The organism is Pseudoalteromonas sp. 1CM17D (assembly GCF_023161805.1).
In the GTDB taxonomy this organism is placed as follows: domain Bacteria; phylum Pseudomonadota; class Gammaproteobacteria; order Enterobacterales; family Alteromonadaceae; genus Pseudoalteromonas; species Pseudoalteromonas atlantica.
The window spans coordinates 564972-579507 of record NZ_JALNTP010000002.1 but is presented as its reverse complement, the minus strand read 5'-3'; the positions used below and the strand labels follow the sequence as shown (position 1 = coordinate 579507).

The window sequence follows — 14536 nt, the reverse complement described above, 5'->3', positions numbered from 1 at the left end:
GAGGTTATGCGAGTGCATAAAATACTACTTGTTTTACTAGCCAGCACCTTAACAGGCTGCTTTGATAGTAAAGAAGAAATTATAGAAGAGAAAAACCAAGGCCTCGTTTATTGCGCCGAAGCGAACCCTGTGTCGTTTAATCCGCAAGTAACAACCACTGGCTCAACTATTGATATTATTGCTAATCAGTTATTTGACCGTTTAATTAGTATTGACCCCGTTACTGCAGATTTTAAAAGTGAGCTGGCAACCGATTGGAAAATTAGCAACGATGGAAAGTCGGTTACCTTTACGCTGCGTAAAGGCGTAAAATTTCATTCTACCTCGTACTTTACCCCTACTCGCGATTTTAATGCTGATGATGTTATTTTTACCTTTAGCCGATTATTTGACGTGTACAACCCGTACCATTTTGTAGGCGATGCAAACTACCCGTATTTTCAAAGTGTGGGGCTCGATCAGCTTATTCGTAAAATTGTGCGCGTGTCTGACTATCAAGTGCGCTTTGAGCTATTTCACCCAGAAAGCAGTTTTTTAACGAACATGGCCACCGACTTTGCCGTGGTGCTGTCGCAAGAATACGCAATGCAATTAAAAGCGCGAGATCAAACTAATTTATTCGATCAGTACCCTATTGGCACAGGCCCCTACATTTATAAAGAGTACAGACGCGATCACTTAGTGCGCTTTTACCGCAACCCACTTTATTGGAAGCACGATGTTGCCCTTGAACAGCTGGTTTACGACATTACGACAAACGGCACTACGCGCATAGCAAAAATGCTCACTAAAGAGTGCGATGTAACCGCTCACCCAAGTAGCGCACAACTGAGTATTTTAGCGCAACGAGACGATATAAACGTTGAAAAAGAAACCAATTTAAATATTGGTTATTGGGCCTTTAATACTGAGCGCGCCCCTTTTGATGACATTAGAGTACGCAGAGCCCTTGCGCATGCAATTGATATAGACAAAATAATGCAAGCCGTTTATTACGGTAATGGTATACGCGCGCAATCTATTTTACCGCCGACCTCGTGGGGCTTTGAACCACAAGAAAACATGCCTATGTTTGACCCAGAGCTGGCTAAAAAACTGCTCATAGAAGCGGGGTTACCGAATGGCTTTGATATGACCATTTGGGCAATGCCGGTGAGTCGAATATACAATCCTAATGCCCGTAAAATGGCTGAGCTGATGCAGAGCGATTTACGCAAAATAGGTGTTAATGTGAGTATTGTTGAGTACGAGTGGAATACTTTTATTCAGCGTATAGGTGAGCACCGCCATGATAGCGTATTACTCGGCTGGGCTGCCGATACCCCCGATCCAGATAACTTTTTTAGCCCATTGCTAAGCTGCACCGCCACTTTTAGCGGTAAAAACCCAGCCAATTGGTGTAACCCGCAGTTTGACTTATTGCTTACCCAAGCGCTCGACACCACCGATTTAAGCTTACGCAAACAGTATTACGATCAGGTTCAAGCGCTCATTATTGATCAGCTTCCGTTAGTGCCTATTGCTCATGGTATGCGTTTTCAAGCAAATAGTGCCGATGTAGAAGGGATAACCCTTGGCCCATTTGGGGCGATTTCACTCGCAAATGCGAGGAAAAAATAATGATACTAGATTATATATTACGCCGCCTTGGCTTGTTTTTGTTCATGATTTTAATGCTAAGCATATTTACCTTTTCGCTTAGCTACTTGTTCCCAGGGGATCCGCTCAGCAACCTAAGTGGCATTCCTACCGGTAATTTTTCTCAGCACAGTGAGCTTGAAGATAAATACATGTATGACAGCAACTACGTTATGCAGTATTTAGCGTTTTTAGGGCGTATATTTCAAGGTGATTGGGGCGTGTCGTTTGCCTCGGGAGACAACGTTTTTCAGCACATTTTAGATTTAATTCCAGCAACTTTAGAGCTGTGTGTTTATGCGCTTATTGTATCGGTTGTGGTAGGTGTACCAGCGGGCATTTTGGCCTCAGCGTACACACGCCGTTGGCCAGATAAATTAATTAGCTCTACCACCATGATTGGTTACTCTATTCCGGTTTTTTGGTTAGCGCTGTTACTTATTATGATTTTTTCGCTCAAACTGGGCTGGTTTCCTATGTCGGGTAGAATGGGATTACTATTTGAAATACCGCCTAATACCGGGTTTATATTAATCGATATTATGCTCGCAGGCTTCCCCTACAAAGGTGAAGCATTTATAGATGCACTGCATCACTTAACACTGCCAACCATAGTACTGGCCATGTTTCCTACCACTGTTTTAGTGCGCTTTACCCGCGACTCTATGCTTAAAGTAATGGATCAAAGCTTTATAAAAACGGCCAGGGCAAAAGGCCTTAATCGCCGCCAATTAATCATGCATCATGCGCTGCGCAATGCGCTATTGCCGGTAATAAAACAAATAGGACTGCAATTTAGTACGCTTATTACGCTTGCCATGATAACCGAAGTTATTTTTTCTTGGCCGGGTATTGGCCGTTGGCTAATCGATAGTATTTACCAACGAGACTACCCTGCTATTCAAGGCGGTTTAATGGCGGTGTCTATGTTTGTTATTATTGCCACTATTGTTGCCGAGCTTACATATACTCTGTTCGACCCAATTTCGCGGAATCAGGCACATGGTAAAGTTTAAATTATTTTCTGAAGAGTCGAATAAATCGCCGCTGGCGCGTTTTTGGCGCAAATTTAAAAACAACCACCCCGCCTTGGTGGGATTATGGATTTTTATGGCGTTTGCGTTATTGGCCGCCAGTGCGCCCTTTTTAGCGCCGTATGGAGTTAACCAGCAACATAGCGATGCTTTACTTATACCGCCATCATGGCGAGAAATGGGTGATGTGCGCTTTATTTTAGGCACCGATGATTTAGGACGCGATGTACTCTCGCGCTTGATGAATGGCGCAACCTACACGTTTGGCTTATCGGTGGTGGCTGCATTTATTACCACCATTATTGGTGTGCTTGTTGGGACTTTTGCCGGCATTAGCCGCGGCCTTCGTTCAAGCTTTTTAAATCACTTGCTTGATATCACGCTCTCTATTCCGTCTTTGCTATTGGCGATTATTATTATTGCAGTGCTTGGGCCGGGCTTAATGAATACAGTGTGGGCCATTATACTGGCGTTATTACCGCAATTTATTCACTCTATTCGTAATTTAATTGTTGATGAGCTAAGTAAAGACTACATTACCGCTTTTAGGCTTGATGGTGCCTCTAACTGGCATATTTTGTCGCGGGGTATTTTTCCTAATATTTATGAGCACATTGTGGTTATTTTTACCACCGCGCTTTCTACTGCTATTTTAGATATTGCTGCCTTAGGCTTTTTAAAACTTGGTGCACAGCCCCCTACAACCGAATGGGGCGCCATACTGGCTGAGAATTTAGGCCTTATATATTTAGCACCTTGGACCGTTGCGCTACCGGGTGTATTATTATTTTTAGCGGTTTTGTCTACCAATTTAGTAGGTGATGGCCTACGAAAAGTGCTTAAAGCACGTAAGGCTGATTAAATGCAATTACTCGACGTTAGAAATTTAACCATAGAGCTGCGTACCTCTGAAACGGTGATTCGCGCTGTAGACAGAGTCAGCTTTAGCCTAAAAGAAGGCGAAGTACATGGCTTGGTGGGTGAGTCGGGCTCAGGTAAAAGCTTAATAGCCAAAGCCATTGTTGGGGTACTTAACGAACGCTGGCATATAACAGCCGATAGAATGCATTGGCGCGGTGTTGATTTAATGCGCTTAACCCCAGAGCAACGCAGAAAAACAGTCAGCCAAGACATTGCGATGATTTACCAAGACCCTAGCCGCTGCCTTGACCCAACCGCTAAAATATTTGACCAAATAGCCGAAACACTGCCTGAAACATCCACTAAAGGCTTTTTTTTAAAGCGCAATAGAGAACGTAAAGACCGCGTAAAAGCACTTATTCATAAAGTGGGTATTAAAAACCACGACGCTGTGCTTGATAGTTACCCGCACGAGCTCTCAGAAGGCGTGTGCCAAAAGGTCATGATTGCCATGGCCATAGCGCGCACTCCTAAGCTACTAATTGCTGATGAGCCGACTACAGCGCTTGAAAGCACCACCCGTGCACAGGTATTTAGGTTGCTAAAAAGCTTAAATCAATTAAAAAACATGTCTATTTTGATGATTTCTCATGAGCTTGAAGAAATAGCCGACTGGTCGCACGGTATTCATGTTTTATATTGTGGGCAAATGGTTGAAGCCGGCCCAACGCAACGTATTTTTCGCCAGCCTCGCCACCCTTACACGCAAGCGTTATTAAAAAGCTTACCCAATTATGAGCAAGGCTTAGCACACAAAGAACCCTTTTATGCACTTAAAGGCACTATCCCTACTTTGCAACATTTACCTATAGGTTGCCGATTAGGCCCACGCTGCCCTCAAGCACAAAAAGAATGTGTAATTACCCCTGCACTTACTAAGCACCATGGGCATAGCTATGCGTGTCATTTTCCGCTTATTAAGGAGATGAAGTAATGCAACCGGTATTAAAAGTCCAAGCGCTTTGTAAAACCTTTAACATACGTGCCGGTTTATTTAGCCGCAAAAAATTTGAGGTACTAAAAAATATCTCTTTTTGTGTGGGCAAAGGCGAAACAATCGCAGTTATCGGTGAAACCGGTGCGGGTAAAAGTACACTCGCTAAATTACTCGCAGGGGCCGATAGCGCCGACAGTGGGCAAATTTTATTAGAAAGTAACATTATTGAAGATGACGGCGTGCGCGATGATCAATGTCGACATATCCGCATGATATTCCAAGACTCCGCTGCCTCGCTCAATCCGGGCCTCACCATAGGTGATATGCTAGATGATTGCTTGCAGTATAATACCGATACAGACCAACTGGCTCGCCAAGAAAAAATAGATGCCACGCTTTCCAAAGTGGGACTGCTAATCGATCATCAACATTATTACCCTCACATGTTTAGTGTAGGCCAATTGCAGCGTGTAGCGTTGGCGCGGGCGCTCATTTTAGACCCTAAAGTGGTGGTGCTTGATGAAGCGCTGTCGGCTTTAGATCCCTCCGTTCGTGCGCAAACAGTTAACTTATTACTTAAGCTGCAAAAAGAAACCGGTCTAACTTATGTACTCATTACGCACCATTTAAGTTTAGTGCGCCATATCAGCGATCAGCTAGTGGTGCTTGAAAAAGGTGAGGTAGTAGAATATGGGCGTACCGAAGAGGTGTTTCAAAATCCGCAATCAAAAATAACACAGCGCCTAATATGCTGTTAATTCTAAGCTTATATTTATAAGCAATACTGCCTAATCATTTTACTAAGCACATTGAAGTTATAAAAAAGGCGCGTTACTTATAAAGTAACGCGCCTTTTTTAATGTGTCGCGATTATTCTGCTGCTTGCTCTACCACGGGTAGGTTTAGCTCAGCCTTTGCCTTTAAAGACTCAATAAACGCTAAGTAGTTTTTGTTAGCTTGCGCCATAGTAATGTTTTGCTGTACTTGCGGGTCGATATTTGCGGTTACTTGCGCATCGCTTACCGATTTAAGTGCAACAATTGCCGCATCGCCGTTGTTTAAATCAACCACGTCTGTGCTTGGTGCATCATTAGGACGAGGCATTTTAAACGCTTGCGTTACAATAGCAGGCGAAACCGTGTAGCTTTGACGCGTTAAGCTCGCTTCTTCACGTACCGTTAGGTTTTGCTCACTGGCCACATCGCTTAGCGTTTTACCTGCTTGGACTTGTGCAAATAACTCACGTGCTTTTTCTTTAGCAAGTGTTGATGCTTTTTCATTAACTAAACGTGTTTTGATTTGCTCACTCACTTGCGCAAGCGGTTTAGTTGCAGATGGCTCGTATTTATTTACACGTACTACAATAACGTGCTCATCACCTAGCTCAATCACTTCTGAGTTTACTTTATCTTCAAGTAATTCTACTGAGAACAACTGTGAAATTACCGCAGGTGTATTAAGTGGCTCTGGCAATGCATTACGTGCAACAAGTGGCGTGGTTTTAACTTCAACGTCTGCCACTTCTGCTGCATCGTCTAAACGGTCAGAAATCTCAAATGCTAAGGCACCCATTTCTGTTTGCTTTTCGTAAAACGCATCTACTTTTTCAGTTTGCTCAAGCTCTGCACGTAAGTCGGCTTTTACGTCGTCATACGCTTTTACTTGCTCTGGCTGTAAGTCAGTAAGTTTAATGATGTGATAACCAAACTCTGATGCTACAACTTCTGAAATATCACCTTTGCTTTGAAGCGCAAATGCAGCATCTTCAAAAGCTGGGTCCATTACATCGCGCTCAATCCACTCTAGGTCGCCGCCCATTTCGCCACTCACAACATCATCAGATGATGACTCTGCAAGCTGTGCAAAATCAGCACCTTGCTCTAACTGCTCATGTAATGCGTTGGCTTTTTCAAGCGCGGCATCATCATCTTCGCTGTTATCAATTAAAATGTGTGATACACGGCGTTTTTCAGGCTCGATGTATTGTGCTTTATTTTGCTCATAATACGCTTTTACGTCGTCTTCTGTTACCGACTCTACGGTGATATCTTGTGCTTTAAGCTCAATGTAATCAACCGATACACGCTCTGGCGATAAAAATTGTGATGCGTTTAGCTCGTAGTAATCAGCAATTTCTTGCTCAGATACATCTACGTTTGCTTGTAACGCCTCTTTGCTTAACACAAGGTAGTCTATGCTACGCGTTTGCTGCTGCAGGGCTGCAGCGCGTTTAAGCTCGTTTTCAAGTGCAAACTCAGTACCAGCAACCGCAGACACTAATTGGCTGCGTGTCATGTCTTTACGTAAGTACTCACGAAAAGCATCTGGTTGAAAGTTCATTTGACGAATTACTTGTAGGTAACGGTCGTTATTAAATTTTTCACCAATTTGAAAGTAAGGTAGTTCTAAAATTGTTTTACGTACGCTGTCGTCGCTTACGCGAAGGCCTAAATCTGCCGCTAATTGTGATTGCAATTCTTGTTGTACTAAGCGGTCAATTACACCTTGACGAATTTGCGCCATGTAATTTGGATCTGCACTGATTTGTGCAAAGTATTCGCCAAATTGTTGCTCTAAACGGCTACGTTCGTTTTGATAAGCACGATTAAATTCGGTTTGGCTAATTTTAATTCCATTTACTTCAGCAACGGGTTGTTCTGGGGTTTGACCTAAGTAACTACCGATCCCTGCTAAGGCAAAAGATAAAATCACCGCGCCTAAAATTATTTTGGCTACAGGACCCTGTGAGCCCTCTCTGATTTTCTCAAGCATTTGTTTATCTCTTATTGATCAAGGTATTTTACCTTGTCATATGTAAAAAAAGCGTATCTTACCAGATACGCTTTTTCACTTGAAGTAACTGGCGGTGAAGTTACTTAATTCATCGATTAGGATAATTAAGTTTATATACACTCGCCATAACTAATCTGTATTTAAACAGTGATTAGTTTACTGCGTCTTTCAGCGCTTTACCGGCTTTGAAAGAAGGAATATTTGCCGCAGCGATTTGGATAGTTTCACCAGTTTGTGGGTTACGGCCTGAACGAGCAGCACGCTCGCGTACTGAGAAAGTACCAAAACCTACAAGTGCAACTGAATCGCCATCTTTAAGCGCTCCAGATACAGACTCGATGAATGAATCTAGTGCACGACCTGCAGCCGCTTTAGAAATGTCAGCGTCAGCTGCGATTTGATCGATTAATTGAGATTTATTCACAATATCATCCTCTTTCATTGTTATTATCAAGAGCGATTGTTTTTTAAACTAACATCACTTTTTTGAAAATTTTAGAGCAAACTTTTAATGCTCACATGATTATATTTTTCTTAAGCCTAGGCCCCATAAGGGCTAGGCTCGAAAACCAGTGCTTAACTTATCATACCGATTAGATTTGAAAAGCCCTTTAAAGCACTTTTTTTGGGTTTTTTATTGGTTTTTCGGTGTTTCGACTGAAAAACTCTCAACAGGATGCACTAAAGCTAACTTTAATACTTCATCAATCCATGTAACTGGGTGAACATCTAAGCCTGCCAGTACGTTATCTGGGATCTCTTTTAAGTCACGTTCGTTAATTTTAGGAATGATGACCGTTTTAATTCCACCACGGTGTGCAGCAAGTAGTTTCTCTTTTAAGCCACCAATAGGCAGTACTTCACCGCGCAGTGTTATTTCACCTGTCATTGCTACATCGGCTTTAACGGGGTTACCTGTTAAGCTCGATACTAAACCCGTTACCATTGCTGCACCGGCGCTTGGGCCATCTTTAGGGGTCGCGCCCTCTGGTACATGCACATGAATGTCGCGTTTTTCGTAAAAATCGTTATTAATACGGAACGTATCAGCACGATTACGAACCACCGTCATGGCCGCTTGTATCGACTCTTGCATTACATCGCCCAGTGAACCTGTGTAGCTTAGCTTGCCTTTACCTGGCACAGCCGCACATTCAATGGTCAGTAAATCGCCGCCTACTTCGGTCCACGCTAAGCCTGTTACCTGACCAATGCGATCGCCGTCTTCAGCTTTACCGTAGTCGTAGCGCTGTACCCCTAAAAACTCTTCTAGGTTATCTTGATTGACAGTGACTGTTTTAGTCTCTTTATCAAGTAAGATATTTTTAACGGCTTTACGACATAGTTTAGATACTTCGCGCTCTAAATTACGTACGCCCGCTTCACGCGTGTAGTAACGAATAATGCCAATAATTGCACTGTCTTCTATTACTAGCTCAGAAGGTTTTAAACCATTGCGTTTAACTTGCTTAGTAATTAAGTGCTCTTTTGCAATGTTTAGCTTTTCATCTTCGGTGTAACCCGATAAGCGAATAACTTCCATTCTGTCCAATAATGGACCAGGAATATTAAAGCTGTTTGATGTTGCTACAAACATTACATCCGATAAATCGTAATCAACTTCTAAGTAGTGATCAGCAAAGTGGCTGTTTTGCTCCGGATCTAGCACCTCTAATAGTGCTGATGCTGGGTCGCCGCGCATATCAGATGACATTTTGTCGATTTCATCTAACAAGAATAATGGGTTTTTAACGCCCACTTTTGTCATGTTTTGAATCAGCTTGCCTGGCATAGAGCCAATGTAAGTACGACGATGGCCACGAATTTCAGCTTCGTCACGTACACCACCTAACGCCATACGAACATATTTACGACCCGTAGAGCGTGCAATAGACTGCCCTAGTGATGTTTTACCAACACCCGGTGGTCCTACTAAACATAAAATAGGCCCTTTAAGCTTATTAGTACGTTGTTGCACCGCGAGGTATTCAATTATGCGTTCTTTAACTTTATCTAAGCCATGGTGATCGCTATCAAGAATTTTTTGCGCGCCTGCTAAGTCTTTTTTCACTTTAGAGCGTTTTTTCCATGGTACGTTAATTAACGTATCAATGTATGAACGCACTACAGTGGCCTCTGCAGACATTGGCGACATCATTTTAAGCTTATTAAGCTCAGCTGATGCTTTTTCTTTCGCTTCTTCTGGCATACCTGATTCTTCAATACGCTTTTTAAGCGCTTCAAATTCGTCAGGTACATCATCAAGCTCACCAAGTTCTTTTTGAATGGCTTTCATTTGCTCGTTGAGGTAGTACTCGCGCTGAGATTTTTCCATCTGCTTTTTCACGCGGGTACGAATTTTTTTCTCAACTTGCAATAAGTCTATCTCACCTTCCATCAGTGCCATTAAGTATTCTAAGCGCTCTGTAACGCTTGAAATTTCTAACACTTTTTGTTTTTCAGGCACTTTTAAGGGCATATGCGCTGCCATTGTATCGGCAAGGCGTGCTGGCTCATCAATACCTGAAACAGAGGTTAATACCTCAGGTGGAATTTTTTTATTAAGTTTTACATAGCCTTCAAACTGGCTAACAGCGCTGCGGATGAAAATATCTTGCTCTTGCTCATCCACTGAATCAGATTCGATGAACTGAGCATTCGCTACAAAAAACTCATCGTTATCTACAAATTCTTCAATTTGTGCGCGCTGCGTACCTTCAACTAAAACTTTAACTGTACCGTCTGGTAACTTTAATAACTGAAGTACAGTAGCAATAGTACCGATACGGTAAATATCGTCTTGCTCAGGTTCGTCTACAGTTGCATCTTTTTGTGCAACCAAGAAAATTTGTTTGTCTTTATCCATCGCCGCTTCGAGGCATTTTATTGATTTTTCACGGCCTACAAAAAGCGGGATCACCATGTGCGGATATACCACAACATCGCGCAGTGCTAACACTGGGATTTCGACTCGATCGGTTCTCTCAAGCGTCATTATAGTTTCTCTTCGCACTTCATTTATTTAAAAGATTACTCAAGTATATGGGGATAATCTAATTAAAGTTCAACAATTTTCCCCAACTCGTTCAAATTAATTATAAAAAAAGGAGCCTAAGGCTCCTTTTTTATACAAATAGCTTAAAAACTACTCTGATGCAGCTTTATCTTGATTATTGTTTTCATAAATCAAGATTGGGTCAGATTCACCTTTAATCACGGTTTCATCTATAACCACTTTGCTTACATCATCCATTGATGGCAGCTCATACATAGTATCAAGCAGTACGCCTTCAACAATTGAGCGAAGTCCGCGAGCACCTGTTTTACGCTCCATTGCTTTGTGAGCAATAGCGCTTAGTGCATCATCACGGAACTCTAATTCAACGTCTTCCATACCAAACAATACAGAGAACTGTTTAGTAATGGCGTTTTTAGGTTCACTTAATATTTGTACAAGTGCCGCTTCATCAAGCTCAGTTAATGTAGCAACAACAGGTAAACGACCAATAAACTCAGGAATTAAGCCGTACTTAACTAAATCTTCTGGCTCTACGTCTTTAAATGTTTCGCTTAAAGAGCGGCTCGACGCTGACTCTTTAACATTAACACCAAAGCCAATTCCGGTATTTTTATGGCTACGCTGTTCGATTACTTTATCTAGGCCTGCAAAGGCACCACCACAGATAAATAAAATCTTAGAGGTATCAACCTGTAAAAACTCTTGCTGCGGGTGCTTACGACCACCTTGTGGTGGTACTGAGGCAACCGTGCCTTCAATTAGTTTAAGCAGCGCTTGTTGTACGCCCTCACCCGACACGTCACGTGTAATAGATGGGTTATCTGATTTACGCGAAATTTTGTCAATTTCATCAATGTAAACAATACCACGTTGCGCTTTTTCTACGTCATAGTCACATTTTTGTAGCAGTTTTTGAATGATGTTTTCTACATCTTCACCTACATAACCGGCTTCGGTTAGTGTAGTTGCATCTGCCATAGTGAACGGTACATCAAGTAAACGCGCAAGTGTTTCTGCCAGTAATGTTTTACCACTGCCTGTAGGACCAATAAGCAAAATGTTACTTTTACCTAGTTCTACTTCTTGCTTTGTAGATTGGTTGCGTAGGCGCTTGTAGTGATTGTATACCGCTACAGACAATACTTTTTTAGCATGGTCTTGACCAATTACGTAGTCATCTAAGTGATTACGAATTTCTTTTGGCACAGGTAGTTTATCAGACGAATTATGCTTAGGAGCAATGTCTTTGATTTCTTCCCTGATAATATCGTTACACAGCTCTACACATTCATCACAAATGTATACTGAAGGACCTGCAATTAATTTACGCACTTCGTGTTGGCTTTTGCCACAAAAAGAGCAGTATAACAATTTATTACTTTTGTCGCCGTCTGTAGGAGTGTCAGACATTCAGCTACCTCTTTTATACGTTGGCTGCCAAATAAGGTTGGCAACTATTTCAAATTCGCTTTTAACTATACCAAAATTTACTGGTTTTCGCATAGTAACTCAAAGTGGCAAGCAATTATTTGCTTGCCTACACGCTTACTTGCTTTCGCGATTTGTAAACACTGAGTCAACCAGGCCGTAATCTACAGCTTGTGATGCACTCATAAAGTTATCACGGTCAGTATCGCGTGAAATAACATCTAATGGCTGGCCTGTATGCTCTGCCATTAAGCGGTTAAGTTTGTCTTTAATAGACAGAATTTCTTTTGCGTGTATTTCAAAGTCAGATGCTTGACCTTGGAAACCACCTAACGGTTGGTGAATCATTACACGTGAGTTTGGTAAACAAAAACGCTTACCTTTAGCGCCAGCAGTAAGCAAAAATGCGCCCATGCTTGCCGCTTGGCCAACACAAATAGTACTTACATCTGGTTTGATGAAGTTCATTGTATCGTAAATTGCCATACCAGCGGTTACAGAACCACCTGGAGAATTAATATATAAAAAGATATCTTTTTCAGGGTTCTCTGATTCTAAAAATAGCATTTGCGCTAAAATTAGGTTTGCCATGTTGTCTTCAACTTGGCCCGTTAAAAAGATAATTCGCTCTTTTAATAGACGCGAATAAATGTCATACGAGCGCTCACCTTTAGCTGTTTGTTCAACAACCATAGGGACTAATGCATTTAGGGGATCTGTCATACCAGTGTTCATACTTTTTTAATTCCTTATGCGCTTATGCTTTTTCTTACTAAAGGAAGCATAGTTATCATTTTTCGCAAATTATGGGGCACAAACTAAAATGGCCCGGGCACACTGCATAAACAGAGTAACACGAGCCATTTAATCGTTAGCGAGCGCTTAAGTCAATGACTTATTAAGCACCTTGCTGAGGATTCATGATGTCATCAAATGCTTTTTCAACGTCAGACACGTTTGCTTTAGCTAAAATAGCTTCAACAGCTTGCTCTTCCATTGCAACATTACGCATTTGCTGCATAAGTTGATCATTTGCTTTGTAGTATTCTACTACTTCAGTTGGATCTTCGTAAGCAGATGCAACTGTAGCAATTAATGCTTCAACTTTTTCATCATCAACTTTGATATCGTTTGCTTTGATCACTTCACCTAGTAATAGGCCAGTTTTAACGCGAGTTACAGCTTGCTCGTGGAACAATTCAGCTGGAAGCTCAGGCATGTTTTTAGCGTCGCCACCAAAACGTTGAGCTGCTTGCTGACGTAATGCGTCAACTTCTTGATCAATAAGTGCTTTAGGCACTTCGATTTCGTTGTTTTCTAAAAGACCTTTAATCGCTTGGTCTTTCACGTTAGCTTTAACCGCTTGGTCTAGCTCACGTGTCATGTTCTTTTTAACTTCTTCTTTAAGCGCGTCTACGCCGCCTTCGGTAACACCGAACTTAGTTGCAAACTCTTCGCTTAATTCAGGTAGCTCTTGTGCTTCAACTTTTTTCACTGTGATAGTGAATTGAGCCGCTTTACCTTTCAGGTTTTCAGCGTGGTAATCTTCAGGGAAAGTTACATCAGCAACTACTTCTTCGCCTGCTTTTTTACCAACGATGTTGTCTTCAAAACCTGGGATCATACGACCTTGGCCAAGCTCAAGTGGGAAGTCTTCAGCTTTGCCGCCTTCAAACTCTTCACCGTCGATAGTACCTACGAAATCAACTGTTACACGATCGTTTTCGCCAGCAGCTGCGTCAACATCAGCCCAAGAAGCGTGTTGCTTACGAAGTGTTTCTAGCATGTTTGCTAAGTCTTCGTCAGTTACTGTTACTGCTGGTTTTTCTACTGCAATTTTGTCTAAACCTTGAACTTCAACTTCAGGGTATACTTCAAACGTTGCTGTAAACTCTAAATCTTTACCTGCTTCAAGTGATTTAGGTGCAAATGATGGTGCGCCAGCAGGGTTAATTTTTTCAGCAACAATTGCTTCAATGTAGTTACGCTGCATTACTTCGCCAGCTACTTCTTGACGAACCGCAGGTCCAAAACGCTTGTTAATTACTGAAACTGGTACTTTACCAGCACGGAAGCCATCGATACGCTGCGTTTTTGACAGTTGTTGTAAGCGTTTTTTTACTTCGGTCTCAACGTTCTCTGCAGGAACGGTGATGGTCAGACGGCGCTCAAGGCCTTGAGTCGTCTCAACAGAAACTTGCATGATTTACCTCAATATTCAATTTTGGCGACTGTTCGCCTTCCTTACAAACAAAGTAATCTTCATGAGTCTTGATAAATTTTAAAGCGATTTTTCACTAAAAAGCATCCGTCACTACCATGAGATCCCATTGCTGCTCTGCCCTTCGGGCACTATGTTAAACAATAGACGCGGCATTATAACCTAATAATTATGATAGTCGAGTGTAGGGGGCAATTATTTGGACTAGTTTAGCTACGATCGAGACCAACTGCGTAAAAAACAGACTAACTGGTACGTTAAAGCGATATTTTAGTAGGAAGTAAATAGAAGTTATTGCTGAGTGATTACTCGTTTACTTTCTTTAAGGTTAAGAAAGTGGTCGGCGATGCAGGATTTGAACCTGCGACCCCTTGGACCCAAACCAAGTGCGCTACCAAACTGCGCTAATCGCCGATAATCGTGTTGAATACTTAAATGTTGAATTTAAGACCACTTATGAGAAAGTGGTCGGCGATGCAGGATTTGAACCTGCGACCCCTTGGACCCAAACCAAGTGCGCTACCAAACTGCGCTAATCGCCGATA

11 protein-coding genes and 2 tRNA genes are annotated in these 14536 nt (G+C 42.1%); 5 read left to right on the top strand and 8 right to left on the bottom strand.

All coding sequences use genetic code 11. The features are described from left to right. Positions 1-12: 12 nt before the first annotated feature. From MSC25_RS06230 to MSC25_RS06210, 5 genes are read left to right on the top strand one after another with little or no spacing between them, the layout of a single operon-like run. Entirely contained in the window at positions 13-1620 is a 1608-nt protein-coding gene (locus tag MSC25_RS06230) for an ABC transporter substrate-binding protein (RefSeq protein ID WP_096739311.1), read from the top strand. Beyond that, positions 1620-2654: an ABC transporter permease subunit gene (locus MSC25_RS06225; RefSeq protein ID WP_096041403.1), complete on the top strand. Its 1035-nt coding sequence runs from the start codon at positions 1620-1622 to the stop codon at positions 2652-2654. The genes MSC25_RS06230 and MSC25_RS06225 overlap by 1 nt, the downstream gene beginning before the upstream one ends. Further along, complete coding sequence (locus tag MSC25_RS06220) at positions 2641-3534, top strand: ABC transporter permease subunit (RefSeq protein ID WP_024033801.1); 894 nt, start codon at positions 2641-2643, stop codon at positions 3532-3534. Before MSC25_RS06225 ends, MSC25_RS06220 begins: the two co-directional genes overlap by 14 nt. Beyond that, on the top strand, positions 3535-4527 hold the full coding sequence (locus MSC25_RS06215) for an oligopeptide/dipeptide ABC transporter ATP-binding protein (protein ID WP_004586901.1): 993 nt from the start codon (positions 3535-3537) through the stop codon (positions 4525-4527). It begins immediately after the preceding gene. After that, entirely contained in the window at positions 4527-5288 is a 762-nt protein-coding gene (locus tag MSC25_RS06210) for an ATP-binding cassette domain-containing protein (protein ID WP_054983059.1), read from the top strand. Before MSC25_RS06215 ends, MSC25_RS06210 begins: the two co-directional genes overlap by 1 nt. Before the next feature lie 112 nt (positions 5289-5400). Here the strand turns inward: MSC25_RS06210 and MSC25_RS06205 are convergent, their stop codons facing one another. From MSC25_RS06205 to MSC25_RS06170, 8 genes are all read right to left on the bottom strand, one after another. After that, on the bottom strand, positions 5401-7302 hold the full coding sequence (locus MSC25_RS06205) for a SurA N-terminal domain-containing protein (RefSeq protein WP_054983058.1): 1902 nt from the start codon (positions 7300-7302) through the stop codon (positions 5401-5403). Positions 7303-7474: 172 nt separating this feature from the next. Continuing rightward, positions 7475-7774, bottom strand: a complete 300-nt coding sequence (locus MSC25_RS06200) for an HU family DNA-binding protein (RefSeq protein ID WP_286247754.1) — start codon at positions 7772-7774, stop codon at positions 7475-7477. 183 nt (positions 7775-7957) lie between these two features. Further along, the gene (gene lon / locus MSC25_RS06195) at positions 7958-10318 is read right to left on the bottom strand and encodes an endopeptidase La (RefSeq protein ID WP_029772555.1); all 2361 of its coding nucleotides are present in this window, start codon (positions 10316-10318) and stop codon (positions 7958-7960) included. A gap of 150 nt (positions 10319-10468) precedes the next feature. Continuing rightward, positions 10469-11752 (bottom strand): ATP-dependent protease ATP-binding subunit ClpX, encoded by a 1284-nt coding sequence (gene clpX, locus MSC25_RS06190; RefSeq protein ID WP_004586896.1) that lies wholly within the window; start codon positions 11750-11752, stop codon positions 10469-10471. A 135-nt stretch (positions 11753-11887) separates the two neighbouring features. After that, a complete protein-coding gene (gene clpP, locus MSC25_RS06185) occupies positions 11888-12505 on the bottom strand; it encodes an ATP-dependent Clp endopeptidase proteolytic subunit ClpP (protein WP_024033798.1) in 618 nt (205 codons plus the stop codon). A 163-nt stretch (positions 12506-12668) separates the two neighbouring features. Then, on the bottom strand, positions 12669-13973 hold the full coding sequence (gene tig, locus MSC25_RS06180; protein ID WP_004586894.1) for a trigger factor: 1305 nt from the start codon (positions 13971-13973) through the stop codon (positions 12669-12671). A gap of 355 nt (positions 13974-14328) precedes the next feature. Next, positions 14329-14405: transfer RNA gene (locus MSC25_RS06175), tRNA-Pro, on the bottom strand. Positions 14406-14456: 51 nt separating this feature from the next. Further along, a tRNA-Pro gene (locus tag MSC25_RS06170) sits at positions 14457-14533 on the bottom strand. Positions 14534-14536 lie beyond the last annotated feature (3 nt).

Bases quoted from the DNA above. Each gene is read 5' to 3' on its own strand.
- MSC25_RS06205 (WP_054983058.1), bottom strand. From the start codon at position 7,302: ATGCTTGAGAAAATCAGAGAGGGCTCACAGGGTCCTGTAGCCAAAATA.
- clpP (WP_024033798.1), bottom strand. From the start codon at position 12,505: ATGAACACTGGTATGACAGATCCCCTAAATGCATTAGTCCCTATGGTT.
- MSC25_RS06210 (WP_054983059.1), top strand. From the start codon at position 4,527: ATGCAACCGGTATTAAAAGTCCAAGCGCTTTGTAAAACCTTTAACATA.
- MSC25_RS06215 (WP_004586901.1), top strand. From the start codon at position 3,535: ATGCAATTACTCGACGTTAGAAATTTAACCATAGAGCTGCGTACCTCT.
- lon (WP_029772555.1), bottom strand. From the start codon at position 10,318: ATGACGCTTGAGAGAACCGATCGAGTCGAAATCCCAGTGTTAGCACTG.
- clpX (WP_004586896.1), bottom strand. From the start codon at position 11,752: ATGTCTGACACTCCTACAGACGGCGACAAAAGTAATAAATTGTTATAC.
- MSC25_RS06220 (WP_024033801.1), top strand. From the start codon at position 2,641: ATGGTAAAGTTTAAATTATTTTCTGAAGAGTCGAATAAATCGCCGCTG.
- tig (WP_004586894.1), bottom strand. From the start codon at position 13,973: ATGCAAGTTTCTGTTGAGACGACTCAAGGCCTTGAGCGCCGTCTGACC.
- MSC25_RS06225 (WP_096041403.1), top strand. From the start codon at position 1,620: ATGATACTAGATTATATATTACGCCGCCTTGGCTTGTTTTTGTTCATG.